The following is a 26,091-nucleotide window of genomic DNA, read 5'->3' as shown; positions in this document are numbered from 1 at the left end:
TCGACACCCGTGACGCCGTCTGCGGGGTGTAGGGGCACCCGGGGGGTGAGTCAGCGCCAGCGGGCGATCACGCTCGATCCACCGATCACCTTGTCGCCCGGACCGACCAGCGGCTCCGCGGCCTCCGCCGGAAGGTATACGTCGGTACGGGAGCCGAAGCGGATCAGCCCGAACCGTTCGCCACGGGCCAGCAGTGTGCCGACCGGAGCTCGTTGCACGATCCGGCGGGCGATCAGACCGGTCCGCTGGGCCACCACCACGGTGCCGTGGATGGTGTCCAGCACCGTGTAGGCAGCCACGTTGTGCTCCGCATCCGGCTTCATCGCGTTGACGAATCCGCCGTCCGCGACGAAGTAGTCGACCACCTTGCCGGCCACCGGGGACCGGTTGACGTGCACGTCGAGCACCGACAGGAAGACCGCGATCCGCAGGAACTCGCTGTCGCCGAAGCGCTCGTCGGTCAGCCGCTGCACCGACAGCACCTGCCCGTCGGCGGCGGCCACCACGGCGGTGGGGTCCTCCGGCACGTCCCGCTCCGGGTCGCGGAAGAAGGCGGCCACCGGCACGGCTGCCAGGGCGGGCACCAGCCAGAGCTTCGACTTCGGTCGGGCCAGTCGAGTCAGCGCGGCCAGCCCGAGGGCGATGCCCGCGGCGGCGACCCCGTTCGAGTCGATGTGCATGTCCCGACTGAGCGGCACACTCGACGGCCGGTAGGCGGGAGCGAGCTGCTCAGCCGCCGCAGCGTCGGCCGGAGTGAAGCGGAGCCGGTACACACGTACCGGTGGATTGTTGCGCAGCACCAGATCGTTGCCGACGCCGTACAGCACACCCTGCCGGTCCAACTCGGCTGCGGCTCCGGCGGTTCGGGCGACGGCGGTGGCGACGGACAGCACCGCGCCGTCGGCCAGGAACTTGGTGAGTGTCCCGATCGTGGTACGCGCCTGGTCGGCGGTACCGGTGAGCGCCTCGGCGGCGATCACCACTGCGGCGACCTCAGCTTCGGCGAGGCTGTCGACGACCCGGACCCGCTCGGCGACCCAGCGGCCCTGGGCGGTGACGTGCTCCCGCAACGTCGCGGCGCTCACCCGCTCGGCCGGTACCACGGTGAGGGTGTCGCCGGGCAGCATCGCTTCGATCGCCGCAGCCAGGACCGCGGACTTCGGAGCCGCGCCGACAAGCAGGGCTGCCTTCGGGATGTTGATCCGGGCAAGCTCGGAGACGAGGGTACGCGCGGCGCACTCGCCGAGGCGGACCGGACCGGATCGGTCGGGTGTACGCACGGCGGGGGACTCGGTCATGTCGAACGGGCTCCTGACGGGGTTAGAGGCGGTTGACGCGAGGTTCACCGCCGGCGGCGAGGCCGGCCTGACCGCGGGGACGGCCCGCGCGCCGATGACCCGCGGGGTTGCCCTGCGGCGCGGGCCGGCCGGCGCTGGCGGGAGCACACCGGCCAGCATAGGCGGCAGGCGACCGGTGTCGCACGGTCAGCCGTCACGTCCCTGCCGCCCGGACGGCGGTGTCTGGTCGATCGCACCGAACAGATCGGGTGTGCGGTCCGTCGGTGGTTGCGGATCTGTCGTCGGGCCCGCGTCGGCCGGGACCGACCCGCCCGTCGCGGTGTCGGCACGCTCCGGCAGCGGGTCGGAAGACAGGTCGCTGGCAGCCGCTGGCGAGCTGACCGGGCCGGTGTCGCCCGGGGCCTCGTCAGATGTCGGCAGACCGTTGTGCCGGCTGGAACGCAGGGCCCCGATCAGGCCGAGCCCGCCGAACAGGATCAGCCCACCGGCCAGGAACCAGCCGGCCGCTGGAAGCACGAGGCCGAGCACCTGGGCGAGCAGCCACCAGGCGGCGAAGGCGAGGAAGAGCAGCCCGAAGGCGAACGAGACCAGGTCGGTGCGGTGGCTCCTCACCGGGTCACCTCCATGTGTCCGGCGTTCACGTGCAGGTTGAGACGCAGCTTGCCGCCTCCGGCGCCGTCCGCGCCGAGGTCGACGACATCCGTGGGGCGGTTGTCCATGCCCCGTGTCCATTGGCCGAGGACGTCGGCGTCACCAGCAGTCACCCGCGTCACCGCCGTCACGTCGACGTTCGGCGGCAGCACCACGGTGGCCTCGCCGAAGTTCACGGCGACGGTGATCTCTGTCTCCCGCTCGTCGAAGTCGATCGCCCGCAGGTCGAGCACCGCGTCGCCGAAGCTCTGTTCGTACCGGTTGGCCAGGTCGCGGTGACTGACCGGTGCCCAGGTGACCGCGCCGTCCACGCCGCGGACCCGATCGTAGGACTCGACGACGGTGACCACGGCCAGGGCGGCGGCGGTCACCAGGCCGAGCGCGATCAGCCAGCGGGCCCGCCCGAACCAGGTGCCCACGACCAGACCGAGCCCGACCACCGCGAGGGCTGCGGCGAAGTAGGCGGATGCGCCGATCCCGAAGACGTCAAGCAGGTCGAGCACGCCGACCAGCCCCAACGCGACAAAGATCGACGAGAGGGTCACCGCGCCCAGAGCCGATCGTTCCCGTGCCTTGCGGGGCGGTTTCGACATCGGTGGCGGCGGCGTAGCCACCTTCGGCGGCCCGGCGTAGGGGCCGTGCGGGGCGAACGGGGGACGGTAGGTCGGCTGGGTGAGCGGCGGGCCCGACGGGGCGGCGGCCGTCGGCCACGTCGTCGCCGTCGGCAACCGCATGGTCGGCTCCTCGGTCCCCTCGCCCCCCCAGGGGGCCGAGGGAACGCCTGACGGCGAGCCGGGTGGGTGGAAGGCGGGTGGTGCGAGGCCGGCCGTCCGGTCGAACTCCGGGTACCCGGTCGGCTCCGGATAGCTGACCGGAGGCGCCGGACCCGACGGCGGTGGCGGACCCGCCGGGCCGCCCGCACCGAGCCCTGCCGATTCGGGTCGGTGCTCGCGTTGCTGGCGGTTGAGCAGCAGCGCGCCTCCCACCAGGATGGCCGCGCCGAGCAGGACTGCGCGGAAAGCGTCGGTGACGACGAAACCGAAGCCGATCGCGACCACCGCGCCGAGGACGATCACGGTGACCGGGGACATGCTGGAACGTCCACGGCCGAGCATCGATTCGACGGGCGAGGCGCTGTCGCCTTCGCCCGGGATGATCAGCCAGGCGGCGACGTAGACCAGGATGCCGACGCCGCCGAAGAAGCCCAAAACCGCCAGCAGCACCCGCCAGAGCACCGGGTCGGTGTTCGTGGCCCGGCCGATGGCAGCACAGACGCCGGCCAGGTAACGGCCCTCCCGGGGCCGGACCAGCCCGTACCGGGAGGTGAAACCGGCGCCGCCGTAGGACGCACCCGGGCCGCCTTGGGGCAGCCCGCCGGGCCAGCCCGCTCCACCGTGCCCGCCCGGCCAGTCCGGTCCGCCCGGCCCCCGTGGCCCGGCGGACGGCGGTACGGTCGGCCCCCACGCCGTCCCACCGGTGGGTGGTGGCGCGGTGGCGGGTGGAGCGCCGTCCCAGCCGCCGGCGGGAGCCCGCCCGCCAGTTGGTTCGGCCGGGCCGTCCGCCTCGGCAGCGGGAGGGGCGGGTACGGCCGCGGGTGGCGTCGTCCCCGGGTCGGTCGCCCCCGACCGGTGCGGCTGGGCAGCGTCGTCGGTCATGCTCTCGATCCTGCTGCGTCAGACGCCGAGCGTCCTCCGGCGGTGACCCTGAACCCACCCTGAGATCCGGCCCGCCCGAATGTCGGGGGCGTCCCCCGTGGTCCGGTGGCCACACACGTGTGACGATCGGCGGCGGAACCTTCCTGTCCGACCCGTCCTGACCAGGGAGCTCGCGATCAGCAGTAGCAGCCGACCAACCCGCCTCTACCGTGCTCCGGAGCACCGGATGGCCGCCGGGGTGGCCGCTGGCATCGCCGAGCATCTCGGAGTGCCGGTGGTCCGGGTCCGGATCGCCTTCATGGTGCTGCTTGGCCTGAACGGGTTGGGCCTGCTGCTCTACGCGGCCTTCTGGGCGGTCGTGCCGCTGCGGCCCGGTGACACCGCCGTACCGCCGCGTCGTGACGTCGGCCAGCTGCTGCCCTTCGTTGCCATCGGGCTCGGTGTGCTGCTGATCCAGGTGATGGTCTTCGACTCGGTGGGTGCGGCCGGCACGGCGGGCTGGTTGGTCGCCATCATCGCCGTCGGCGCCGGTGTGATCTGGCACCAGTCCACGCCTGAGCGGCGGCAGCAGTGGAGTGGGTCGATGCCGGTGCCCTGGCTGGGCGCGGTGATAGAGGAGAGTGACCGGCGGGCGTTCGTGCTCCGATTCGTCGGGGGTGGGGTGCTCGTCGCGGTCGGCATCATCGGGGTGGCCGCGGTCTACTCGCCGGCGCAGAACCTCGACGCGGTGGTCAACGGAGTTATCTTCGCGTTGGTCGGGCTGGCCGGGGTCGGGGTGGTGGCGGCGCCGGTACTCTGGCGTACCTGGAACCAGCTCCGCTCGGAGCGCGAGGGTCGGATCCGTGAGCAGGAACGGGCCGAGCTGGCAGCGATGGTGCACGACCAGGTGCTGCACACCCTCGCGTTGATCCAGCGCAACGCCAGCGACGTCAAGGCTGTGCAGCGGCTCGCCCGGGGCCAGGAGCGCTCGTTGCGCAGCTGGCTCTACAAGCCCACCGGGTCCCCGACCGAACGCCTCGCCGCTGCGCTGGAACAGGCGGCAGCCGAGGTGGAGGACACCTTCGCGATGACGGTGGAAGCGGTCGTGGTCGGCGACCGGGAGACCGACGAGCGGGTCGGTGCGCTGGTGGCCGCGGCGCGTGAGGCGCTGGTGAACGCCGCCCGGCACGCCGGGGTGCAGACCGTCTCGCTGTACGCCGAGGTCGAGCCCGAGCAGGTGAGCGTCTTCGTACGGGATCGTGGTGCCGGGTTCGATCCGGATACGGTGGAGGACCATCGACACGGTGTCCGTGGCTCGATCGTCGGGCGCATGAAGCGGCACGGCGGCCGGGCGGAGATCCGTTCCCGGCCTGGAGAGGGAACCGAGGTCCGGTTGATCCTGCCGATCGTCCGGGAATCGGCCATGGCGGAGAGGGACAGATGATGGTCGAGCAGCCGACGGCACCTGTCGCACCGGAAGGCACCGGGCTCGGACGGCTGCGAGTGTTCCTGGTCGACGACCATGCCATGTTCCGGGCGGGGGTGCGTGCCGAACTCGGCGCGCACGTCGAGGTGGTGGGCGAGGCGAGTACGGTGGCCGAGGCGGTCAGCCGGATCGCGGCCACCGAGCCGGACGTGGTCCTGCTTGACGTGCACATGCCTGACGGTGGTGGCCGCGCTGTGCTGGAGGCGATGCGCGGCAGCCTTACCGAGGTCCGTTTCCTGGCGCTCAGCGTCTCCGACGCGGCCGAGGACGTGATCGGACTGATCCGGGCCGGAGCGCGTGGCTATGTCACCAAGACCATCTCGCCCGACGAGTTGGCGGCGGCGATCCGGCGGGTGGCCGACGGCGACGCGGTGTTCAGTCCGCGTCTGGCCGGGTTCGTGCTGGATGCCTTCGCGGCCCGTCCGGACGCCCCGGTCGCCGATCCGGAGCTGGATCAGTTGACCAACCGGGAACGAGAGGTGCTGCGGTTGCTCGCCCGGGGGTACGCGTACAAGGAGATCGCTCGGGAGCTGTACATCTCGATCAAGACGGTCGAGACTCATGTCTCCAATGTGCTGCGCAAGCTCCAGATGTCCAACCGGTACGAATTGTCTCGTTGGGCTGCGGACCGGCGCCTCGTATAAGTGACCTTTCTACACCGGGTCCAAGGCGGCGCAGTAGCGGGTTCACTTCACCGTCTGATCACCGGCACCGCGACAGATCTTCCGACCCCGGATCCCGACCGAGCGGGTCCGGGGGGCGGACCGTCTTCGGCTAGCCCTTCACCCGGCCAGGGTGATCGGCTGTAGGTCTGGAACAAGACTCGTACTTTCGGGTAGCTTCAGGGGGAAGTGGCGGGATTCACGTCGATGCCTCGGTGGATTGGTGATGACGTCGCCTATCGGTCATCCGGCGGCTGGTCGAACGAGGAAAACTGGTTGACGAGCAGCTCATACCACGCCTCCGAAGGCTCGGAGAGGCACCGGCGGGTCGATGTCGGCACCGTCCCGGGCGGGTATCGGGTTGATAACACGCCTTCCCGCCTGGGCGCATGTGGTGTCACAGTTGCAGGCACCTCACAACCCCCTCGTGAGCCGAGCGCCCTGAGGAGGCACTCCCATGCGCGGGAAATTCCTGAAGGTGGCGGTCGCGGCGACCGCCACCGCCATGTTGGCCACCGCCTGCGGCGGCGGTGGCGACGACGACAGCGAGTCGGCCGGCGAGGCCGGCGGCACGCTCCGTGTCTACGCCTCGGAGCCGGCGTTCCTGACGCCGTCCGGTGGTGACGACGAGCCGTCGCTCTACGTGATCCGCCAGCTGTATCGCGGTCTGGTCAAGTACAACGCCGAGACCTCGGCGGTCGAGATGGACCTGGCCGAGTCGGTCGAGTCGACCGACCAGAAGCTCTGGACGATCAAGCTCAAGAGCGGCTACGTCTTCGACAACGGTGAGCCGGTCAACGCCGACGCCTTCATCCGGTCGTGGAACTACGCCGCCTACGCGCCGAACGCCCAGAACAACGGCTACTTCATGAAGCGGATCGCCGGCATCAAGGACGTCCAGTCCGAGGATCCGGACGGCGACGGCCCGCAGACCGCCCCGGAGCCGAAGGCCAAGGAGCTTTCCGGCCTGAAGAAGGTCGACGACCTGACCTTCACCGTCGAGCTTGACTCCGCCTTCTCCGGCTTCCCGACCACGATCGGCTACCCGGGCTTCTTCCCGATGGCCCAGGCGTGCGTCGACGACATCGCCGCCTGCAACGAGAAGCCGATCGGCAACGGCCCGTACAAGATCGACGGTTCCTGGCAGCACAACGTCGGGATCAACGTCGTCCGCAGCGACAGCTGGAAGGGCGAGGCCGGCAAGCCGGACCGCATCGAGTACCGCATCTTCGCTGACGTCGACGCCGGCTACTCCGCCTTCCAGGCCGGTGAGCTGGACGTCATGTACACCCTGCCCCCGGCCCGCTACAAGGAGGCCAAGGCGCAGTACGGCGACCGCATGTACGAGCAGCCGGGCGACAGCTTCACCTACGTCGGCATGCCGGTCTACGACCCCGCCTTCGAGGACAAGCGCATCCGCCAGGCGCTGTCGCTGTCGATCGACCGCCAGTCGATCATCGATGCGGTGTTCGACGGCCGGTTCACCCCGGCCTCCGGCTTCGTCGCCCCGACCTTCGAGGGTGCCCGCGAGGGCGTCTGCAAGTACTGCACCAAGGACGTCGAGAAGGCCAAGCAGCTGCTCGCCGAGGCTGGCGGCTGGCCGGCCGGTAAGAAGCTGACCCTGTGGGCCAACGCCGGTGCCGGTCACGACCTGTGGCTGCAGGCCGTCGGTGACCAGATCAAGGAAGCACTGGGCATCGACTACGAGCTGAAGGTCAACCTCCAGTTCCCCGAGTACCTCGACACCGCGGACAAGAAGAAGTTCACCGGTCCGTTCCGTCTCGGCTGGGGCCCGGACTACCCCTTCATGGAGACCTACCTCTACCCGCTGTACGGCACCGGTGCCGGCAGCAACAACTCGGGCTACACCAACCCGGAGTTCGACGCCCTGATGAAGGAGGGCGACGCGGCCGAGTCGATCCAGGCCGCCATCCCGTCCTACCAGAAGGGTGAGGACTTCCTCGGCGAGGACCTGCCGGTCATCCCGATGTGGTGGAGCAAGGTGGGCGCGGTCTACAGCGAGAACGTGGACCAGTTCGTCTGGAACGCCGTCTCGGATGCCGACTACGGCTCGATTTCGCTGAAGCAGAACTGAGCTTCAGCCGCCTGATCCTGCCGTAATACGACGTGGCGGCAACGGTCACCCCACCAGGGTGATCGTTGCCGCCACGTCAGCGCCGAGAGGAGACCCCGTCATGGGGCGCTACGTCATTCGACGGTTGCTCCAGTTCATCCCCACCGTGCTGGGCACCATGTTCCTGCTCCACTACCTGACCTCGCTTGCTATCCAGTTCAGCGGGAACCCGGCCCGGGCGCTGTTCGGGGACCGGACACCGCCACCCGCGCTGCTCAAGGCGATCACGGAGCGACTCGGTTACGACGACCCCTGTCTCAGCCAGCGGGGTAACCCGTGCCTGGGGCTCTTCGCCGACCGGCTGCAGAACATCTTCCTGACCTTCCCGCCGGACTTCGGCATCAACCTGCGTCAGCGCCCGGTCACCGAGCTGGTGGCCGACGCCCTGCCGTTCACCCTCAAGCTGCTGGTCATTGCGATCCTCTTCGAGGCGATCGTCGGTATCGCGGCCGGTGTGCTGGCCGGTCTGCGCAGCGGTAGCTTCGTCGACTACCTCGTGAAGATCAGCACCGTCTTCGTCATCTCGGTGCCGATCTTCGTGCTCGGTCTGGTGATCCGGGAGTTCGTCGGGGTCAAGTTCGGCAACGTGCTGCGTGGCCAGGACTGGATCCCCGACCTGATCTCGGTGGGTGTGTTCACCCCCGGCTTCAAGCCGGACTACCCGTTCGCCAGTTTGGTCATCCCGGGCATGGTGCTGGGCGCCACCTCCCTCGCGGTCACCGCCCGACTGACCCGGACCAGCATCATGGAGAACATCCGGGCCGACTACGTCCGCACCGCCAAGGCCAAGGGCCTGGCGACCAAGCGTGTGATCGGTGTGCACACGCTGCGTAACTCGCTGATTCCGGTGATCACCTTCCTGGGTGTCGACATCGGCGCGGCGATGGCCGGTGCGGTGGTCACCGAGAGCATCTTCAACGTGCCGGGGATCGGCCGGCTGGTGACGCTCGCAGCCCGCAGCGGTGAGTCCTCTGTCGTCATCGGTGTGGTGACCATGCTGGTGCTGGTGGTCTTGCTCGCCAACCTGCTCGTCGATCTGCTCTACGCCGTGCTCGACCCGAGGATCCGCTATGAGTGACGCAGCCGAGGTGACGACGCGGACGCAGGGCCTTCCGACCGGCCCAGGTGGCCTGGTGGAGCGAAACGAGGTGTGGACATGAGCGACCTGACGAGCGCCGGCACCGGAGTCGGCGGTGCACCGGTGGCCGGCGACGGGCCGACGCCTGACGCGCCGGCCAGCAAGGAACGCAACGCCAGCCTGTGGGCGGATGCCCGGCGGCAGTTGCTGCGAGACCCGACGTTCGTGATCTCCTTCTGCTATGTGCTCCTGGTCGGCTCGATGGCCGCCGTCCCGAAGCTGTGGACCAGCCAGGACCCCCGGGCCTGCAGCACCGACCGCTCCCGGGTGTCCCCGAGCTGGGAACATCCCTTCGGTTTCGACGTGCTGGGCTGTGACTACTACTCACACGCGATCTACGGTGCCCGGCCGTCGATGGTGATCGCGGTGATGGCCACCACCGGCATCGTGCTGTTCGGTGGGACGCTCGGCCTGCTCGCCGGCTACTACGGCGGCTGGGCCGACACGATCATCTCCCGGGTGATGGACATCGTCCTGTCGCTGCCGTTCCTGCTCGGCGCGATCGTCTTCCTCACCGTGATCAAGAAGCAGAACCCCTGGACCCTGACGCTCGTGCTGTTCCTGTTGGCCTGGCCGACGATCTCCCGGATCACCCGAGGCAGCGTCATCTCGTCGAAGGACCTGGACTACGTGCACGCCGCAAAGGCGGTCGGGGCCCGCAACTCCCGGTTGATGTTCCGGCACATCATGCCGAACGCGATCGCACCGATGCTCGTCTACGCCACCATCGTGCTCGGCTCGTTCGTCGCCGCGGAGGCCACGCTGACCTTCCTCGGCGTCGGTCTCCAGCCGCCCACGCAGTCCTGGGGCATCATGATCAGCCAACACCAGGTCTACTTCCTGGAGGACCCGTGGCTGCTGCTCTTCCCCTGTGGTCTGCTTGTCGGCACGGTGCTGTCCTTCATCCTCATGGGTGACGCGCTGCGTGACGCCCTCGACCCGAAGTTCCGGTGAGTCCGATGTTTGATTCTCAGCGAGCGGATCAGCACAAGGGCGACGGTGCCTCACGAGGGCACGGAGCGAGCGGAGTGCCGGCATGAGCACCGATGTGAACGTCAAGATGGAGGCGTTGGCGGGCGTCGACCCGAACGCGTTGCCGCTGCAGGTCAAGGATCTGCAGGTGGAGTTCCGTACCCGTAACGGCATCGCCCACGCGGTGAACGGAGTCAGCTTCGACCTGCGGGCCGGTGAGACCCGGGCCATCCTCGGTGAGTCCGGCTGCGGCAAGAGCGTGACCGCTCAGGCGATCATGGGCATCCTGGACTCCCCGCCCGGCTTCATCACCGGCGGGGAAATCCTCTACCGGGGTGTCGACCTGCTCAAGCTGCCGGAGTCGGAGCGCCGTAAGGTGCGGGCCAACCGGATCGCGATGATCTTCCAGGACGCGCTCTCCGCGCTGAACCCGGTCTTCACCGTCGGGTTCCAGCTCGCCGAGCTGTTCCGTAAGCATCGCGGCATGTCCCGGAAGGACGCCAAGGCCCGCGCCGTCGAACTGTTGGACCTGGTGAAGATCCCGGCGGCCAAGCAGCGGGTGAACGACTACCCACACCAGTTCTCAGGGGGTATGCGGCAGCGCGTCATGATCGCCATGGCGCTGGCGCTCGACCCTGAGGTGCTGATCGCTGATGAGCCGACCACCGCGCTGGACGTCACCGTGCAGGCACAGATCATGGCCCTGCTCGCGGAGTTGCAGCGGGAACGCAACATGGGGCTCGTGTTGATCACCCACGACATGGGCGTGGTGGCCGACGTCGCCGACCGGATCTCGGTGATGTACGCCGGTCGGGTCATCGAGGAAGCCGGCGTGCACGACATCTACTCCACCCCGGCCCACCCGTACACCAAGGGCCTGTTGGAGTCGATCCCGCGTCTGGACCTCAAGGGCCAGCAGCTCAGTGCCATCAAGGGTCTGCCGCCGATGTTGACGAACATCCCGCCGGGCTGCGCCTTCAATCCCCGCTGTGGTTATGCGCAGGACATCTGCCGGCAGGACCCGGCGCCAGCGCTGTTCCAGGTGTCACCGAGCCGGACCGCTGCCTGCCACTTCTGGAAGGAGGTCAAGGGCGATGAGTGACATCGTGTTGGAGACCCGCGACCTGGTGAAGCACTTCCCGCTGACCCGGGGCGTGGTCTTCAAGAAGCAGTACGGCGCGGTACGCGCCGTCGACGGGATCAACCTGCAACTGCGTCGCGGCGAGACGCTCGGCGTCGTCGGCGAGTCGGGTTGCGGCAAGTCGACCCTGGCCCGGCTGCTGGTCGGGCTGGAGACGCCGACCTCAGGTGACCTGTTCGTGCAGGGCAAGAACATGTCGCAGGTCAGCGCCGAGGAACGACGGCGGGGCCGACGCAACATCCAACTGGTGATGCAGGACCCGTACACCTCCCTCAATCCCCGGATGACCGTCGGTGACATCATCGGCGAGCCGTTCGAGGTGCACCCGGACGTGCTGCCCAAGGCCCGGCGGCGGGCCAGGGTACAGGAACTGCTCGATCTGGTCGGCCTCAACCCGGACCACATCAACCGGTACCCGCACCAGTTCTCCGGCGGTCAGCGGCAGCGCATCGGTATCGCCCGGGCGCTGGCGCTCAATCCGGAGATCATCCTGTGTGACGAGCCGGTGTCGGCGCTCGACGTCTCCATCCAGGCGCAGGTGATCAACCTGCTGGAGAAGCTTCAGCATGAGCTGGGGCTGTCGTACATCTTCATCGCCCACGACCTGTCGGTGGTCCGGCACATCGCCAACCGAGTCGCGGTGATGTACCTCGGCCGGATCATCGAGATCGGCACCGAGGACGAGATCTACGACAATCCGACCCATCCGTATACTCAGGCGCTTCTGTCGGCGGTGCCGGTGCCGGATCCGAGGCTGCGCGGGCACCGGGATCAGATCGTGTTGACCGGTGACGTGCCGTCACCAGCCAATCCGCCCTCGGGTTGCCGCTTCCGCACCCGGTGTTGGAAAGCTCAGGACGTCTGCGCCGAGCAGGAGCCGATGCTGGAGGTCCGCGACAAGTCGGGCCACCCGAGCGCCTGCCACTTCGCCGAGGTACGCGACGTGGTGCACGCATCGGAATAGCCCCACAGACACCGCTGGCTCTCGTCCATCCGTAGCGGGAGCGGCGGTGAAGGTAGTGCCTCCTCAGTGATTCGGGGCGTCGGCCGTCACCAGCAGCCGACGCCCCGGTCCACGTCCGGCGCGGCCCACCTCGACCCCTGCGGGTGCGTTGGTCGGCCGTAGCTCAGAGGGGACCGCGGCCAGCGCGCAGCAGCAGCAGGGCGAGCTGGGTGCCGTCCGCGCCCAGGGCAGTCCGGAACCGCTCCAGGATCTCCTGTTCGCGGGAGAGAACCAGCCGGGTACCGCCCGAGGCCATCCGGGTCGCACCGACCTCCCGGGAGAGTGCGGCCCGCTCCTGCCACAACTCGACGAGCGCACGGTCGATCTCATCGATCCGTACCCGGATCTCGGCGATCCGGCTGGCGGCGTCCGGCTCGGCGGTGCCGGTGGCCGGGGTCCCCGCCTCGGGCCGGGTGGAACCGGCCTCGTTCGGGATCGTGCCTGGCCCGGTCACGCCGCCGTTCTGCTCCATCACGTCTGTCATCTTCGGGTACCTCTCGCGGTGCGGTGCCCGTTGCCCGGATCCCGGGACGCGAAAGCCCCGGGCTCCGAGAGCCCGGGGCTTTTCGTAGGTCTGATCGATCAGGCGCGACCTACGGCTGCCGGACTCCCGGAGCCGTAGTAAAAGTAGGAGCGCATGTCGAACACGCTGCCGAGTATGCCGTCCTGCGGGTCGTCGCGCAAGGAGTCCGTCAGCGGCGCGCAGGGAAACCCGCCTGCGAGGGGCCCTTCCGCTCCCGCTGGCGATGGCCGGGTGCCTGCGCTCCCTTGCATCCGGGTGCCGTGGGCGGGGGATGTCCGGGCGGCGGCATAGACTCGCCGTGCGATGCATCCTCTCTTCGACATCCCCGCGTCCCCGCCCGGCCCCGAGCCCGCCCGGACACTGCCGCCCCATCGGCCCGCTTCCATCCGCCTCGATCCGACGCAACTGGTGGAGGGACTCAACGGCCCGCAACGGGACGCGGTGACCCACGCGGGCTCGCCACTGCTGATCGTGGCCGGCGCCGGGTCCGGCAAGACGCGGGTACTGACCCACCGGATCGCGTACCTGTTGGCTGCCCGCGACGTGCACCCCGGCGAGATCGTCGCGATCACTTTCACCAACAAGGCCGCCGGCGAGATGAAGGACCGGGTCACGGCCCTGGTCGGCCCGCGGGCCCGGCTGATGTGGGTTTCCACGTTCCATTCGGCGTGTGTACGGATCCTGCGTGCCGAGCATGAGCACGCCGGTCTGAAATCCACCTTCTCGATCTACGATGCGGACGATTCCCGCAGGCTGATGCAGCTCGTCGCCCGTGAACTCGACCTGGATCCGAAGCGTTACCCGGCGCGCGGCCTGGCTGCCCAGGTCTCGAACCTCAAGAACGAGCTGGTCGACCCGGAGACGTTCGCCGCGCGGGCCAGCGGGCCCAACGAGCGCGCCCTCGCCGAGGCGTACGCCCTCTATCAACGGCGCCTGCGCGAGGCCCACGCGCTCGACTTCGATGACCTGATCATGACGACTGTGCACCTGCTCCAGTCGCATCCGCACGTCGCGGAGAGCTACCGCCGTCGTTGCCGCCATGTGCTTGTCGACGAGTACCAGGACACCAACCACGCGCAGTACGTCCTGATCAAGGAGTTGGTCTCCGGCACCGAGGGCCTCGACCCGGCGGAGCTGTGCGTGGTCGGCGACGCGGACCAGTCGATCTACGCCTTCCGGGGCGCCACGATCCGCAACATCCTGGAGTTCGAGCGGGACTTCACCGACGCCCGCACCATCCTGCTCGAGCAGAACTACCGCTCCACGCAGACCATCCTGAACGCCGCGAACGCGGTGATCGACCGCAACACGTCGCGCAAGCCGAAGCGACTGTGGAGTGACGCCGGGCCGGGCGAACCGATCGTCGCGTACGTCGCCGACACCGAGCATGCCGAGGCGGACTGGGTGGCCCGGGAGATCGACCGATTGGTCGACGACGGGCAGACCCGTCCCGGCGACGTGGCGGTCTTCTACCGCACGAATGCGCAGTCCCGGGTTTTCGAGGAGGTGTTCATCCGCCTCGGTCTGCCGTACAAGGTCGTCGGCGGGGTGCGCTTCTACGAGCGTAAAGAAGTCCGAGACGCACTTGCCTACCTGCGCGCGGTGGTGAACGACGATGACACGGTGAGCCTGCGTCGAGTCCTCAACACTCCGCGTCGGGGCATCGGCGACCGCGCAGAGGCCTGCGTGGAGGCACTGGCAAGCCGGGATCGCATCTCCTTCGGTGCCGCGTTGCGGCGTGCCGGGGACGCGCCCGGTATCTCGACCCGGGCGGCCAACGGCATCGCCGACTTCGTGGCGTTGCTCGATTCCGCCCGTGAGTTGGCCGTCGACGGCACCCCTGAAGAGGTGCTGGAGGCGGTGTTGACCCGCTCGGGCTACCTCACCGAGTTGGAGGAGAGCCTCGACCCCCAGGACGCCGGCCGGGTCGACAATCTTCAGGAGTTGGTGAGCGTCGCGCGTGAGTACACCGAGCGGGTCGAGGCGACCGGTGCGGAGGGGGAACGGGGCACTTTGGCCGGCTTCCTGGAGCAGGTCGCGCTCGTCGCCGACGCCGACCAGGTGCCCACCGACGATCCCGACCATCAGGGCGTGGTCACCCTGATGACGCTGCACACCGCCAAGGGGCTCGAGTTTCCGGTGGTGTTCCTGACCGGCTTGGAGGACGGCGTCTTTCCGCATCTGCGTTCCTTGGGCGACGCACGTGAGCTGGAGGAGGAGCGTCGGCTGGCGTACGTCGGCATCACCCGCGCCCGGCAGCGGCTGTATCTCTCCCGAGCGGTGACCCGTTCGGCGTGGGGGCAGCCGGCCTACAACCCGCCGTCCCGGTTCGTCGAGGAACTACCGCCCGAACTGGTCCGCTGGGAGCGGACCGAGGGCGCGTACACCTCGTGGGGCGGCGGTGGCGGCGGTGTGGGCGGTCGCGCGGACCGCGCGCCCGGCGGTCGCGGTGGCTTCGCAGGTGGCACGCCCCGGGCGGTTCAACTGGCCCGCAAGCTCGGAGTGGACGGCAGCCGGCTGGCCACCGCGAGCGAGCTGCCACAGGGGCCGAAGGTTACCGTGGGAGACCGGGTGAACCATCAGCGGTACGGCCTCGGCCGGGTCGTCGCGGTGGAGGGACACGGGCCGGGTGCCCGGGCGCAGATCGACTTCGGTGACCAGACGTTGTGGCTGGTGTTGCGGCACGCTCCGATCGAGAAGATCTGACACCGGTCGACCGGGGCGAGGGCCGTCCGGGCTGGTCAGCAGGCCACGTCGACGCCCCGGGCACGCAGGAACGGTGCCGGGTCGATCTGGTTCCACATCTGGCCCTGGTGCACCTCGAAGTGCAGGTGCGGTCCGGTGGAGTCGCCCGTGGAGCCTTCGAGGCCGATGGTCTGTCCGGTGCTCACCTTGTCACCCACGCCCACCGTGGCCGTACTCAGATGGGCGTAGTGGGTGAGGTAGCCGTTGGCGTGATCGATGACCACGGAGATGCCGTACCCGTCGCCGACATCACCGGCTTTCGTCACGGTGCCGCCGAAGGCTGCGCGCACCGGTGTGCCGGCAGGCATGGCGAAGTCGATTCCGGCGTGCAGGGTGCCCCACCGAGGCCCGTAGCAGGAGGTGATGACCCCTCCGACCATCGGTATCACCCAGGATGTCTTTGGCTGCGTACTCTTGCTCGGCTTCGCCGTGGTGGTCACCGTTCGGCTGGCCTTCGGCTTCGGGCTGGCCTTCGGTGTGGGGCTGGGCTTCGTGGTGGGGCTGGCAGTCGGGGTCGGGCTCGGCGACGGGCTGTCAGGTGCGATCGGCGTTCGGGATGAACGGTCGGCGCGTTCGGCGGCTGCGACCCGGTTCTGGGCGTCGACCGTGACGGGGCCGGTGGCCGGCTGGTTGTCCCGCTCGTTCGTCACGACGTTGCCGGCGCCGAGCCCCGCCAGGGCGACCGCGCCGACCACGAGAAGCCGGGACCGCCGACTTGGCCGTCGCCGGTGGCGGGCAGGGGCGTTCGGGATTCTGCGGGCCGGGTTGGCGTTGTCGTCCTGCACGGTACGGACCTCGTTGCCTTCGAGCGGTCGTGACCTCGAAATAGTGGTGTCGGTCCGAAGGATGACGGGTACCGGGGTAGGTGGGTCGCCTGCGGTGCCTGGCGCTGCTGTCCACCTTCGTGCCGCAGTGTGTCGAGCTGTCCAGGGACGATCCGGCGGAGAAGTGTGTCGCTGGCCACAGTTCGCGATGTGGCCTGGGTCACTTGTGGTTCCGGTGCGGCACATGAAACCGCCCGGATCGACAGATCCGGGCGGTCAACGTGCGTCACAAGCGGTCAGGAGGCGGCTACCTCGCTGTAAATTGCCTCGACTTGCAGCTTGATGTCCACTCCGCGCTCCTGTAGCCACGGCACCGGGTCGAGTGGCTCGCCCTTGACATGGATCTCCAGGTGCAGGTGGGAGCCGTAGGAGTGGCCCGTGTTGCCGACCAGGCCGAGCTGGTCGCCGGCCTGGACCTGCTGCCCTTCCCGCACGCTCAGCGCGGAGGAGTGGCCGTAGATGGCCTCGCTGCCGTCGGCGTGCTGGACGATCACCGTGTTCCCGTAGCCGCCGAACCAGCCGGCCTTGGTGACCGTTCCCTCGTGGATGGCGACGTAGGGCGTTCCCTCGGGCGCGACCAGGTCGACGCCGGTGTGCAGCTTGCCCCACCGCATGCCGTAGGGGGAGTTGAAGTCGTAGCCCTGTAGGGGCAGCAGCCAGACGCCGGTCTCCTCGACGCTGTCCGAGCCGCCGCGGCCGTCCCGGGAGGCCCGGTCGGCGGCTTCGGCCCGGTCGGCCGCGCCCTGGTTGCTTATCGACGCCTGCTTGAGCTCGTCGAGCACCGACGGGCTGACGCTCTTGGCGTCCGGAATCGCGCTGGCGCCCAGTGCCACCACTCCGGCGCCGACGAAGGCGGTGGTGACGACCGCGGCGTAACGGCTGCGCGGGGGGGTGGGTACGCGGCGACGACCGCGATATCGATCGGGCTCAGACGACAGGCGCTGGCGCACGCATACCCTCCGTTGTCGGGTTCCGATGCGGATCAGCCGCCGTCCGAATCTGGTGACCGTGCGTCGGCTAATCGCGTCGTCACCCGTCCGTAGACCTGATGACAACCGTGGACACGGTAGCCAACCGTCAGGCCTGTCACAAGCCGGAGCGCCGAATTGCTTAGAACGTTCTGTCCAGTTCCGTCCGATATTGTCATGGCTCGGAAGTGTAGTGGGGTGTCCTCGTCATCGTCCTTTCGTCGCACACCGTGACCGAACGGCGGAGGCGTCCCACTTGACGCGCACCGCGTACGTCGTGCCTCTGCGTAAGGTTGCGATGGTGGTTGCGTGAGGGCAGGGGTTGTCGCCGGCCGTCGAAGCCGACCCCTGTTTACTGCCCGCCCTGCCGGCCCCGGTTCCCCGGTCACGGCCGGGCGGGTTACCGTTCGTTCAGGTGAGTGCCGCGGAGCCGGTGAAAGGGAAGCCCAGATGAGCTCTCGTGTTCGGGTCGTCGTCGCCAAGCCGGGCTTGGACGGCCACGATCGTGGCGCCAAGGTGGTGGCGCGTGCTCTCCGCGACGCCGGCATGGAGGTCATCTACACCGGTCTGCACCAGACCCCGGAGCAGATCGTGGAGACCGCGATCCAGGAAGACGCCGACGCCGTCGGCCTCTCGGTGCTCTCCGGGGCACACATGACACTGTTCCGCCGGCTCCTCGAACTGCTCGACGAACGGCAGGCACGGGACATCGTCGTCTTCGGTGGAGGCATCATCCCGGAGGCCGACCTTCCGGAGTTGGAGCGGCTCGGCGTAGCCAAGATCTTCACCCCGGGCGCCACCACCGCCTCCATCGTGGAGTGGGTCCGGGACAACGTCGCCCAACCGGTGGCCTGAAGACAGGGGAAGGGGCCGGACGCACCCCTCACACGTCCGGCCCCTCTATGCACGATGCCCCGCCGCCACCCCTCGACCGACAGGGCATCGGCCGCTTCCGTCCTCGCGCTTCCCAGCGCTCCGACATCTGACTCAACGATGCCCTTCCTGCGGGGTTACGCGGGAGCGCCGAGAACCGTCGTTGCCCTGGCAAGACCGCTCGAACGGGTGACGTGACCGGCCCGCCGCCCGGCCGGTGACCCAGCGTCGTACGGGTTGTGCATTACCGCACACCGCGCACCCGCTCGGTTGCCGGAGGCACCGGCATCGTTAGGCTGCGCCCAATGAACCCTTTCCGACCTCCCCTTGCGGGCCGGACCGTCAGGCCGGCTGCGGCGCGTGGTTGTGGCGGTGAGGGTTCGGCGGCCCGCGTCAATTACCACTGATGTCGGGCACCACACTGTTTTCTTTCCATACGCTGGTGGCGGCGCGACGGTGCGCCGCAGAGACGGGACGGGACGCGCAATCGTGGACCTGTACGAGTACCAGGGGCGGGACCTGTTCGAGCGGCACGGACTTCCCGTGCTCGCCGGCGGCGTCGCCACGACCCCGGAGGAGGCCCGCGCGATCGCCGAACGCCTCGGCGGCCGAGTGGTCGTCAAGGCGCAGGTGAAGGTCGGCGGACGAGGCAAGGCAGGCGGCGTCAAGCTGGCCGAGGGCGCGGAGGAAACGGTGGCCCGCGCCTCCGACATCCTCGGCATGGACATCAAGGGCCACACCGTCCACAAAATCATGATCACGGTGACGGCGGACGTGGCCGACGAGTACTACTTCTCATACCTGCTCGATCGGGCGAACCGCACGTTCCTCTGCATCGCCAGCGTCGCCGGCGGCATGGACATCGAGCAGGTCGCCGCCGAGGCCCCGGACAAGGTCGTGAAGGCACCGATCGACGCCGTCGAGGGCGTCGACGAGGCCAAGGCGCGGGAAATCGTCGAGGCGGCCGGGTTCCCGGCCGAGGTCGCCGACCAGGTGGTCGAGGTCGCGGTCGGCCTGTGGCGGGCGTTCGTCGCCGAGGACGCCACCCTGGTCGAGGTGAATCCGCTGGCCACGACGGCCGAGGGCAAGCTGCTGCTGCTCGACGCCAAGGTGTCGCTCGACGAGAACGCCGGCTTCCGGCACCCCGATCACGAGGCGCTCGTCGACCAGGCGACGGTGGACCCCCTGGAGCAGGCCGCCAAGGAGAAGGACCTCAACTACGTCAAGCTCGACGGCGAGGTCGGCATCATCGGCAACGGCGCGGGCCTGGTCATGTCGACCCTCGACGTGGTCGCCTACGCCGGTGAGCGGCACGGCAACGTCAAACCGGCCAACTTCCTGGACATCGGCGGCGGCGCGAGCGCCGCGGTCATGGCCAACGGACTGGAGATCGTGCTCTCCGACCCGTCGGTCAAGAGCGTCTTCGTGAACGTCTTCGGCGGCATCACCGCCTGCGACGCGGTCGCCAACGGCATCGTGCAGGCACTGGGCCTGCTGGAGCAGCGGGGCGAGCAGGTCACCAAGCCGTTGGTCGTCCGCCTCGACGGCAACAACGCCGAGGCCGGTCGGGCGATCCTCGACGGCGCCAACAACCCGCTGATCGAGCGGGTCGACACCATGGACGGCGCGGCCGAGCGGGCCGCCGAGCTGGCGGCTGCGGGGGTCTGACACATGGCTATCTGGCTGACCAAGGACTCGAAGGTCATCGTCCAGGGGATGACCGGTTCCGAGGGTTCCAAGCACACCCGCCGGATGCTCGCGGCGGGCACCACGATCGTCGGTGGGGTCAATCCGCGCAAGGCGGGAACCACCGTCGACTTCGACGGCACCGAGCTGCCGGTCTTCGCAGGCGTCGCGGACGCGATGAAGGACACCGGTGCCGACGTAACGGTCATCTTCGTACCACCGCAGTTCACCAAGGCGGCGGTGATGGAGGCGATCGACGCCGAGATCCCGCTGGCCGTGGTGATCACCGAGGGCGTGCCGGTACACGACACCGCCGCCTTCTGGGCCCACAACGTGGCCAAGGGCGAACGGACCCGGATCATCGGCCCGAACTGCCCCGGCATCGCCTCCCCGGGTGCCTCGAACGCCGGCATCATCCCGGCCGACATCACCGGCACCGGCCGGATAGGTCTGGTCAGCAAGAGCGGCACGCTCACCTACCAGATGATGTACGAGCTGCGTGACATCGGCTTCTCGACCTGTGTCGGCATCGGTGGCGACCCCATCATCGGGACGACGCACATCGACGCGCTCGCCGCGTTCGAGGCCGACCCGGACACCGACGCCATCGTCATGATCGGTGAGATCGGTGGTGACGCCGAGGAGCGGGCGGCCGAGTTCATCAAGGCGAACGTCAGCAAGCCGGTGGTCGGCTACATCGCCGGTTTCACCGCCCCGCCGGGCAAGACGATGGGGCACGCCGGTGCGATCATCTCCGGCTCGGCGGGTACCGCCGACGCCAAGAAGGCGGCGCTGGAGGCGGTGGGTGTGAAGGTAGGCAAGACGCCGACCGAAACGGCCAAGCTGATGCGCGACCTCATGTCCGCGAGCTGAACGGCAAAAACACGCTGAGGGGCCGGCCCGAGAGGCCGGCCCCTCAGTTCCAGTACGGGTAGTTCCCGGTCGCCTGCAGGATCAGGCTGACGACGATGTTCAGCACGCCGAGCCCGATGGCCACGTAGCCCAGCACCGGTGACTGGCGGTACCGACGCGCGTCACGGATCGACAACCAGCCGAAGACGATGCCGAGGACGCCGCAGCAGAGCACACCGGTCACGATGCCGAGCACACCCCACAGGGTCGTGCGGTCCCGGCCGGCGGGTGGTGGCGGGGGCGGTGGGTACGGAGCGTTCACAACTCCCCTTCCGGTCACGTGCTGCCGTGACCGTCGGTCACGGCCCCTGTGCCGAGGCTAGAGGAGCCGGTGCCCGCCCACGCCGGATCGGACGAACTTGTCTCTCCAGCGGGGTGGGACGGCGACACGTGGGCGGGTGCCGGGCGCCCAGGGCCAGCCTGGCATGCCAGAGTAGAGCCAATGTCCTATGTCACCCCTGACCAGCCTCGCCGGGCCACCGACGCTCGGGGTGCCGGCGCTCGGCCACCCGGCCGGGCCGGCCCACCGCGCCGGGTGCCCGCTGCGCGGGCGGCTCCCTCGGGGCGTAGCCACGCACCACTCGCGGTGGCCGCCCTGGTCGCTGCCAGCGGTGCGGCCGTCACCACGTGGCTGCCCGTGGCGCTGGCACTCGGGCTGATCCAGCTCAGTGAGGGTGCCGGCAGCCTGCTCGACGCCGCACGAGCAGGAACGGCAGGTTGGCTACTCGGGCACGGGGTGCCCCTGACCATGGCCGGCGGTCCGCTGGGTCTGGCGCCGCTCGCGGTAACCGCGCTGGCCGTGTGGCGGCTGACCCGGGCCGGCGTGCACGCCAGCCGCGCGATCGGTGCCCGTGGTGGGCGCTCGCCGGGCCGTACCCTCGCCGCCGCCGCTTCGGTGGGCGTCGTGTACGGGCTGCTGGGAGCGGCCGCCGCCGTAGCTGTCGGAGCCGGCGGCCCTGACGTGTCGCCGGTACGCGCCGGGCTGACGCTGGTGACCGTCGGCACCCTCGCCGCGGGTGCCGGTGCCGCCCGCACGACCGGGATGGTGGCGGTCTTCGCCGAGCGGACGCCGATGCCGCTACGCGAGGGCGCACGTGCCGGCCTGGTCGCCGCCCTGGTGCTGCTCGGCGCGGGGGCCGCAGGGGCGGGCCTGGCCGTGGCCACCGGTGGCGGTGATGCGGCCGACCTGATCGGCGCCTACCGCACCGGCGTGGCCGGCCAGGCCGGCATCACCCTGGTCAGCCTGGCGTACGCGCCGAACGTCAGCGTGTGGTCGGCCAGCTACCTGCTCGGGCCCGGCTTCGCGGTGGGCACCGACACGGCGGTACGAACGAGCGAGGTGTCGGTCGGCGCACTACCGGCGCTGCCGTTGTTCGCCGGCCTACCCAGTGGGCCGGTCGAGGGGCTCGGTGCGGTCACCGTCCTCGCCCTGCCAGTCCTCGTGGGGATGGCCACCGGTTGGCTGCTCGCCCGCCGGTTGGTGCGCCTGACCGCCACCGAACGGGTTCCGCTGTCGTGGCGACGGCTGCTCGTACCAGCGGCACTCGCCGGACCGGTGGCCGGTCTGCTGCTGGGTGCGGCGGCGCAGGCGTCCGGCGGACCGCTGGGCGCCGGCCGGCTGGCGGAGGTCGGGCCGGTCGGCTGGCAGGTGGCGCTCGCGGCACTGCTAGTCACCGGTGCCGGCGCACTGCTGGGTGCTGCCGCTGCCCGCTGGTTGACTCGATACAGGACCTGAGCCTCCACCACGGCCGTTCCCGTCGGGCCAGGGGCGCCCCGGATGCGTCCGAGACACCCCCGGTCAGGAGTACAAGGACAGGCCAAGCTCCAGTACCGCCGCGACGATCTGCAACAGACCCAGCAGCAGCCCCACCGCGCCGCAGACCAGGCCGGTGATTGCCTGACCGGAGTTGCCGGCCAGGCCCTGGTCGGCCTTCTGCCTGCCCAGCCAGCCGGTCACGAGTGCGGCCACTCCCAGGGGAATCCCGAGGTGGCAGCAGCTCAGCGGGATCGATGCGATGCCGAGGATCATCGCGATCAGACCGAGGGTGTTCTGTTGTCCCTGCGCGCCGCTGAAGCCCGCGTTCGGGTACATCGACATACCGCCGTACGGCTGCGGGGCGTACGGGTCGGCGAAGAGCTGGCCGTGACCCGGCTGGCCGTACGCCGGGGGCTGCTGGGCGTACGGATCGGTCGGCTGACCGTACGGGCTGGCTGACGGCGCGTACGGGTCGGTCGGCTGGGGTGTGGTCGGATACCCGTACGGCGGATGTTGGCCGTACGGGTCCTGACCGGGGTGACCGGGCTGCATACCCGACTCAGGAACCGCTGGCGCTGCTGCCGCTCATCGAGCCCAGCAGGCCGCCGCCGAGGCAGCACACCAGGACGATCGCGAGCCAGGCGATACCGACGATCAGGGCCCACTTGGACCACTTCTTCGACTCGGCCGACGCAGCCTGGGCGCCCGCGTAGTCACCCTGCTGGAGCAGCGGGTTGACCTTCGAGGCGTTGATGATCGCCGGAATGGCCAGCGGCCAGAACAGAAAGATCGCGACGATCGACATTGTCATGTTGTTGTCGACCGGCTGCGGTGGCTGTGACGGGTACTGGGGCTGCATGACGACGTGCTCCTCACGGTTGTTCACCTGACGGGGTGTGGGACCGGACAGGCGCCGCTCCCAAGCGACCGGCAGCGTACCCGGTTTCGACCAGCCCCGGTGGTCACGCACGCCGCGCCGCCCAGCGGATGGTGCCGGTCAGGGGCCGGATAGGGTGGGCCGGTGACCCAGTCCGCCCGTGTCGTCGTCCTCGTCTCCGGCTCCGGCAGCAATCTGCAAGCGCTGCTGGACGCGGCCGCCGACCCGGCGTACGGGGCACAGGTGGTCGCGGTCGGGGCGGACCGCGACGGGATCGCGGGCCTGGACCGGGCCGCCGCTGCGGGGGTGCCCACCTTCGTCGAGCGGGTGAAGGACCACCCGGACCGTGAGCGGTGGGACGCCGCGCTCACCGCCCGGGTCGCCGAACACCGACCCGACCTGGTCATCTCGGCCGGGTTCCTGAAGCTTGTCGGTCCGCGCTTCCTCGCCGCCTTCGGCGACCGGTACCTCAACACGCACAACACCCTGTTGCCGGCGTTCCCCGGCATCCACGGCCCGCGTGACGCCCTCGCCTACGGGGTGAAGGTGACCGGGGCGACCCTCTTCTTCGTCGACGCCGGAATGGACACCGGCCCGATCGTCGCGCAGGTGGCGGTGCCGGTCCGCGACGACGACGACGTCGACACGCTCACCGAGCGCATCAAGGAAGCGGAACGCAGCCAGCTCGTCGAGCAGGTGGGCCGGTTGGTCCGCGACGGTTGGACGATCACCGGAAGAAAGGTCACGGTCGGAGTGGACTCCATCCAGGACGGGCGCCGCCCGATCCGGCGGGCACTGGTAAGCGTCTACGACAAGACGGGGCTGGCCGATCTGGCCGCGGCCCTGCACGCCGCCGGTGTGGAGATCGTCTCGACCGGCAGTACCGCCTCGACCATCGCCGCGGCCGGGGTGCCGGTGACGCCGGTGGAGCAGGTGACCAACTTCCCGGAGATACTCGACGGGCGGGTGAAGACCCTGCATCCGGCTATCCACGGCGGGCTCCTTGCCGACCTGCGTAAGGATGCGCACGTCGCGCAACTCGACGAGCACCGCATCGCCGGAATCGACCTGCTGGTGTCCAACCTGTACCCGTTCCAGGACACCGTCGCCTCCGGCGCCGGTCCGGACGAGTGCGTCGAACAGATCGACATCGGTGGCCCGGCGATGGTGCGCGCCGCGGCCAAGAACCACGCTTCGGTGGCCGTGGTGACCGACCCGGGTGCGTACCCGATGCTGCGCGCCGCCCTCGACGGCGGCGGTTTCACCCTGGCGCAGCGTCGGGCGCTGGCCGCCCGAGCCTTCGCCGACATCGCCGAGTACGACGTGGCGGTCGCCGAATGGTTCGCCCTCTCCGTCGCACCGGCGACCGACGGCCTGCCGGAGTTCGCCGGCCTGGCGCTGCGCCGGCGGTCGGTGCTGCGCTACGGCGAGAACCCGCACCAGAGCGCCGCGCTCTACACCGACCCTGCCGGTCCGGTCGGGCTGGCCCAGGCCGAGCAGTTGCACGGCAAGGAGATGTCCTACAACAACTACGTCGACGCCGATGCCGCCTGGCGGGCCGCGAACGACTTCGCCGACCAGCCTGCGGTGGCCATCATCAAGCACGCCAACCCGTGCGGCATCGCCGTCGGCGCGGACGTGGCGCAGGCACACCGTAAGGCGCACGCCTGCGACCCGGTCTCCGCCTTCGGCGGGGTCGTCGCCGTGAACCGTCCGGTCACGGCCGAACTGGCCCGGCAGATCGCCGAGATCTTCACCGAGGTCGTGGTGGCGCCAGACTTCGACCCCGGCGCCGTGGAGACACTCCAGGTTAAGAAGAACGTCCGGCTCCTGCGTGCGCCCGCTCACCAGCCGCGTCCGGTCGAGTGGCGGCAGGTCAGCGGCGGCGTGCTGGTGCAGTCGCGTGACGCGGTCGACGCCGCGGGCGACGACCCGACCACGTGGCGGCTGGCCACCGGCGAGCCGGCCGACGAGGCGACGCTCGCCGACCTGGCCTTCGCCTGGCGGGCGGTGCGTGCGGTGAAGAGCAACGCGATCCTGCTGGCGGCTGACGGTGCGACCGTCGGCGTCGGGATGGGGCAGGTCAACCGGGTGGACTCGGCCCGACTGGCGGTCAGCCGGGCCGGTACCGACCGGGCGCGCGGCGCGGTGGCCGCCTCCGATGCGTTCTTCCCGTTCGCCGACGGGCCACAGATCCTCATCGACGCCGGTGTCCGGGCGATCGTCCAGCCAGGTGGCTCGATTCGGGACGACGAGGTGATCGCCGCCTGCAAGCAGGCCGACGTCACCATGTACCTCACCGGCACCCGCCACTTCGCCCACTAGCGCGGTGACCGCCACCGTGCCCGACGTCCGGGGTGCGGTGGCACCAACGGGCGCTTGCTGCGGCTCACACTTTTGGACGTAGTTCGGCGAAGTTGGCGGGCCGACGGGTGTGGGTCGGCGGCGCGTAACACCGCCTGCGGGTCCTGGGTGGCGCAGCTGTCCTGCGCCTTCCGGCATCGGGTGCGGAAGTGGCAGCCAGTCGGCGGGTCTGCCGGGCTGGGCACGTCGCCGCGTAGCCGGATGATGCTGCGGTGTTCCCGGGCGTCCGGGTCCGGCACCGGCGGCTGCGCAGAGCAGCGCCTGGGTGTACGGGTGGGTGGCCCGATCGTAGTTTTCGTCCTCGGTGCCGGTCTCCACGGTCCGGCCCAGGTACATCACGGCGAGCCGGTCGGAGATGTGCCGCACCACCGACAGGTCGTGGGCGATGAGTGCCCCGATCTTGTGATCACTCTCAGTGATTAGAGTCATGTCGCTCGAAGTGGC

General features: G+C 69.6%; 21 protein-coding genes and 3 pseudogenes. 14 read left to right on the top strand and 10 right to left on the bottom strand.

The window, feature by feature from the left end; translation table 11 throughout:
• Positions 1-50: 50 nt before the first annotated feature.
• The 3 genes and pseudogenes from HCA58_RS01015 to HCA58_RS01005 all read right to left on the bottom strand — a co-directional run bounded on the left by HCA58_RS01015 (position 51) and on the right by HCA58_RS01005 (position 3,604).
• On the bottom strand, positions 51-1,298 hold the full coding sequence (locus tag HCA58_RS01015; protein WP_169595832.1) for a phosphatidylserine decarboxylase: 1,248 nt from the start codon (positions 1,296-1,298) through the stop codon (positions 51-53).
• Positions 1,299-1,712: 414 nt separating this feature from the next.
• Positions 1,713-1,910, bottom strand: a pseudogene (locus tag HCA58_RS23945) (hypothetical protein); the annotation flags it as partial.
• The gene (locus HCA58_RS01005) at positions 1,907-3,604 is read right to left on the bottom strand and encodes a PspC domain-containing protein (protein WP_240955369.1); all 1,698 of its coding nucleotides are present in this window, start codon (positions 3,602-3,604) and stop codon (positions 1,907-1,909) included. The pseudogene HCA58_RS23945 and the gene HCA58_RS01005, both read right to left, overlap by 4 nt.
• Positions 3,605-3,683: 79 nt before the next feature.
• On the opposite strand from HCA58_RS01005, the gene HCA58_RS01000 reads away from it, so the two are divergent.
• The 7 genes from HCA58_RS01000 (at position 3,684) to HCA58_RS00970 (ending at position 12,080) form a co-directional block, all read left to right on the top strand.
• Positions 3,684-5,027, top strand: coding sequence for an ATP-binding protein (locus HCA58_RS01000; protein ID WP_277351193.1), 1,344 nt, complete (start codon positions 3,684-3,686; stop codon positions 5,025-5,027).
• Positions 5,027-5,713 (top strand): response regulator transcription factor, encoded by a 687-nt coding sequence (locus HCA58_RS00995; protein WP_169596145.1) that lies wholly within the window; start codon positions 5,027-5,029, stop codon positions 5,711-5,713. Before HCA58_RS01000 ends, HCA58_RS00995 begins: the two co-directional genes overlap by 1 nt.
• Before the next feature lie 475 nt (positions 5,714-6,188).
• Entirely contained in the window at positions 6,189-7,826 is a 1,638-nt protein-coding gene (locus tag HCA58_RS00990) for an ABC transporter substrate-binding protein (protein ID WP_169595831.1), read from the top strand.
• A gap of 100 nt (positions 7,827-7,926) precedes the next feature.
• A complete protein-coding gene (locus tag HCA58_RS00985; RefSeq protein ID WP_169595830.1) occupies positions 7,927-8,943 on the top strand; it encodes an ABC transporter permease in 1,017 nt (338 codons plus the stop codon).
• 78 nt (positions 8,944-9,021) lie between these two features.
• A complete protein-coding gene (locus HCA58_RS00980; protein WP_169595829.1) occupies positions 9,022-9,957 on the top strand; it encodes an ABC transporter permease in 936 nt (311 codons plus the stop codon).
• A gap of 82 nt (positions 9,958-10,039) precedes the next feature.
• Positions 10,040-11,077, top strand: coding sequence for an ABC transporter ATP-binding protein (locus HCA58_RS00975; RefSeq protein ID WP_169595828.1), 1,038 nt, complete (start codon positions 10,040-10,042; stop codon positions 11,075-11,077).
• Entirely contained in the window at positions 11,070-12,080 is a 1,011-nt protein-coding gene (locus HCA58_RS00970; protein WP_169595827.1) for a dipeptide ABC transporter ATP-binding protein, read from the top strand. The genes HCA58_RS00975 and HCA58_RS00970 overlap by 8 nt, the downstream gene beginning before the upstream one ends.
• Positions 12,081-12,243: 163 nt before the next feature.
• Here the strand turns inward: HCA58_RS00970 and HCA58_RS00965 are convergent, their stop codons facing one another.
• Positions 12,244-12,603 carry a chorismate mutase gene (locus tag HCA58_RS00965; protein ID WP_240955364.1) on the bottom strand — a complete coding sequence of 120 codons (360 nt, stop codon included), beginning with the start codon at positions 12,601-12,603 and terminating at the stop codon, positions 12,244-12,246.
• A gap of 342 nt (positions 12,604-12,945) precedes the next feature.
• Here HCA58_RS00965 and pcrA point away from each other — a divergent pair, with 342 nt between their 5' ends.
• On the top strand, positions 12,946-15,348 hold the full coding sequence (pcrA, locus tag HCA58_RS00960; RefSeq protein WP_169595826.1) for a DNA helicase PcrA: 2,403 nt from the start codon (positions 12,946-12,948) through the stop codon (positions 15,346-15,348).
• Between the two features lie 35 nt (positions 15,349-15,383).
• Here the strand turns inward: pcrA and HCA58_RS00955 are convergent, their stop codons facing one another.
• Together HCA58_RS00955 and HCA58_RS00950 are read right to left on the bottom strand one after the other, a co-directional pair.
• Positions 15,384-16,172 (bottom strand): M23 family metallopeptidase, encoded by a 789-nt coding sequence (locus HCA58_RS00955; protein WP_346775834.1) that lies wholly within the window; start codon positions 16,170-16,172, stop codon positions 15,384-15,386.
• A 275-nt stretch (positions 16,173-16,447) separates the two neighbouring features.
• Positions 16,448-17,161 carry a M23 family metallopeptidase gene (locus HCA58_RS00950; protein ID WP_169595824.1) on the bottom strand — a complete coding sequence of 238 codons (714 nt, stop codon included), beginning with the start codon at positions 17,159-17,161 and terminating at the stop codon, positions 16,448-16,450.
• A gap of 468 nt (positions 17,162-17,629) precedes the next feature.
• Here HCA58_RS00950 and HCA58_RS00945 point away from each other — a divergent pair, with 468 nt between their 5' ends.
• The 3 genes from HCA58_RS00945 (at position 17,630) to sucD (ending at position 20,611) form a co-directional block, all read left to right on the top strand.
• Positions 17,630-18,034 (top strand): cobalamin B12-binding domain-containing protein, encoded by a 405-nt coding sequence (locus HCA58_RS00945; protein WP_169595823.1) that lies wholly within the window; start codon positions 17,630-17,632, stop codon positions 18,032-18,034.
• Positions 18,035-18,541: 507 nt separating this feature from the next.
• On the top strand, positions 18,542-19,720 hold the full coding sequence (sucC, locus tag HCA58_RS00940; protein ID WP_169595822.1) for an ADP-forming succinate--CoA ligase subunit beta: 1,179 nt from the start codon (positions 18,542-18,544) through the stop codon (positions 19,718-19,720).
• A 3-nt stretch (positions 19,721-19,723) separates the two neighbouring features.
• The gene (sucD, locus tag HCA58_RS00935; RefSeq protein WP_169595821.1) at positions 19,724-20,611 is read left to right on the top strand and encodes a succinate--CoA ligase subunit alpha; all 888 of its coding nucleotides are present in this window, start codon (positions 19,724-19,726) and stop codon (positions 20,609-20,611) included.
• A 43-nt stretch (positions 20,612-20,654) separates the two neighbouring features.
• Here the strand turns inward: sucD and HCA58_RS00930 are convergent, their stop codons facing one another.
• The gene (locus HCA58_RS00930; RefSeq protein ID WP_169595820.1) at positions 20,655-20,912 is read right to left on the bottom strand and encodes a DUF4190 domain-containing protein; all 258 of its coding nucleotides are present in this window, start codon (positions 20,910-20,912) and stop codon (positions 20,655-20,657) included.
• 180 nt (positions 20,913-21,092) lie between these two features.
• Here HCA58_RS00930 and HCA58_RS00925 point away from each other — a divergent pair, with 180 nt between their 5' ends.
• Positions 21,093-22,385 carry a DUF6350 family protein gene (locus HCA58_RS00925; RefSeq protein ID WP_169595819.1) on the top strand — a complete coding sequence of 431 codons (1,293 nt, stop codon included), beginning with the start codon at positions 21,093-21,095 and terminating at the stop codon, positions 22,383-22,385.
• Between the two features lie 63 nt (positions 22,386-22,448).
• Here the strand turns inward: HCA58_RS00925 and HCA58_RS00920 are convergent, their stop codons facing one another.
• Both HCA58_RS00920 and HCA58_RS00915 read right to left on the bottom strand, forming a co-directional pair.
• Positions 22,449-22,958, bottom strand: a complete 510-nt coding sequence (locus HCA58_RS00920; protein ID WP_169595818.1) for a DUF4190 domain-containing protein — start codon at positions 22,956-22,958, stop codon at positions 22,449-22,451.
• A gap of 7 nt (positions 22,959-22,965) precedes the next feature.
• Positions 22,966-23,292, bottom strand: a complete 327-nt coding sequence (locus tag HCA58_RS00915; protein ID WP_346775833.1) for a CD225/dispanin family protein — start codon at positions 23,290-23,292, stop codon at positions 22,966-22,968.
• A gap of 135 nt (positions 23,293-23,427) precedes the next feature.
• Here HCA58_RS00915 and purN point away from each other — a divergent pair.
• Both purN and purH read left to right on the top strand, forming a co-directional pair.
• A pseudogene (purN, locus tag HCA58_RS23290) lies at positions 23,428-24,033 on the top strand (phosphoribosylglycinamide formyltransferase); the annotation flags it as partial.
• A 3-nt stretch (positions 24,034-24,036) separates the two neighbouring features.
• The gene (purH, locus tag HCA58_RS00910) at positions 24,037-25,608 is read left to right on the top strand and encodes a bifunctional phosphoribosylaminoimidazolecarboxamide formyltransferase/IMP cyclohydrolase (RefSeq protein WP_346775854.1); all 1,572 of its coding nucleotides are present in this window, start codon (positions 24,037-24,039) and stop codon (positions 25,606-25,608) included.
• Here the strand turns inward: purH and HCA58_RS00905 are convergent.
• Positions 25,605-26,034 (bottom strand): annotated as a pseudogene (locus HCA58_RS00905) (oligopeptide/dipeptide ABC transporter ATP-binding protein); the annotation flags it as partial. The gene purH and the pseudogene HCA58_RS00905 sit on opposite strands and share 4 nt — an antisense overlap.
• Between the last annotated feature and the right edge of the window lie 57 nt (positions 26,035-26,091).

This window comes from Micromonospora sp. HNM0581, from assembly GCF_012726175.1.
In the GTDB taxonomy this organism is placed as follows: Bacteria; Actinomycetota; Actinomycetes; order Mycobacteriales; family Micromonosporaceae; genus Micromonospora.
Note: the sequence above shows the minus strand (reverse complement) of the source record. Positions and strands in the feature narration are given on the sequence as shown.